Origin of the sequence: Apilactobacillus nanyangensis, from assembly GCF_016861915.1 — a bacterium.
GTDB lineage: Bacteria > Bacillota > Bacilli > Lactobacillales > Lactobacillaceae > Apilactobacillus > Apilactobacillus nanyangensis.
This window is the reverse complement of sequence record NZ_BOLX01000036.1, coordinates 1-1,133: the sequence shown is the minus strand read 5'-3', so window position 1 is coordinate 1,133 and position 1,133 is coordinate 1. Positions and strand designations below refer to the sequence as shown.

At 51.6% G+C, this 1,133-nt stretch carries 1 protein-coding gene; it reads right to left on the bottom strand.

Going from position 1 to position 1,133, the window contains the following annotated elements:
• A partial coding sequence (locus JUD45_RS07135; RefSeq protein WP_498034160.1) for an integrase catalytic domain-containing protein occupies positions 1-778 on the bottom strand: 778 nt, incomplete at its 3' end.
• Positions 779-1,133 lie beyond the last annotated feature (355 nt).

Sequence of the window (1,133 nt, the reverse complement as noted above, 5' to 3'; positions counted from 1 at the left end):
GCTGAAGGTTAATGTCCTCTGCACTGAGCCAGACTAGGTCTCCAACTTTAAATTGATGAGCTTTCCGCTTCCCGCGTTCGTATCCCTCCTTCTGTTGTTTCTTTCCTAGGTGTAAGGCAGCTCCGGCATCTTGTCGCGCTTCTCGGAGAATCCGTATACGGTCATCCACAGCTGGAATACCGCTGCGTTGGCCCACTGGGATATTGAACAGGGGAAGATAGCCGTAGGTTAGCTCGAACGGGGACATGCCTAGCGCAGAATGAGTCCGTGAGTTAATCACAAACTCCGCCATGGGAAGGTGCTCTGCCCAGTCATCTTGTCGTCGTCCTACATAGAGGCGGATGTATTTCTCTACTTCCTGATTTGCTCGTTCGGTTTGGCCATTAGACTGAGGACGGTATCCGGAGGTTAGATCTGATTTAATTCCTAGCCTAGCGAGAAGGGATCGCATGAGTTTAGCTGCAAACTGGGGTCCGCGGTCGGATTTAAAGTGAAGAGGAAGACCATGGAGACGGAAGATCTCTCGGTAGTAAATATCGGCAACGCCTTCGGCTGTGATGGAGCTGGTGCAAGGAATGGCGTGAATTTGTTTTCCATACAGGTCTGTGCAAACCAAGACAGCATCGTAGCCTTGGGAGTTAGGTAGCTGTGTTATCAGGTCAACCCCTACCTCTTCCCATAGACCGGATGGTACATCTAATGGTTGAGTTACGGCCCGTGGGTGTCGCTGGATCTTCTTACGGGCACAAACCTCGCATCCCTCAACGTATTTTTCCACAAAAGAGCGCAACGTAGGCCACCAGAAATGGGTACTGACCAAGTCGAGTGTCCCGTGTAGTCCGGGGTGTCCTGCAGTTGGATGGTCGTGGCATTGACGGAGTACCTCAGTGCGTAGGTCGTCGTTTGCTGGTACGTATACTCGACCTCGGTAGTAGACCAACCCATTGTCTTCTTCCCATTCGGCTATCCCATTGGCCAAGCGCTGTAGTCCGTGCTCTTTGACTGTTTTGAGACCCTCCAATACCTGTGCTTCCCGTTCTGAGGCTTTCCGGATACGATCCTCTAAGGGGTTCTGTAGGATCGAAGCTGCAATTTTTACGAAGTGGCCAGGTTTAAGGACTGTCTGTTGCCGG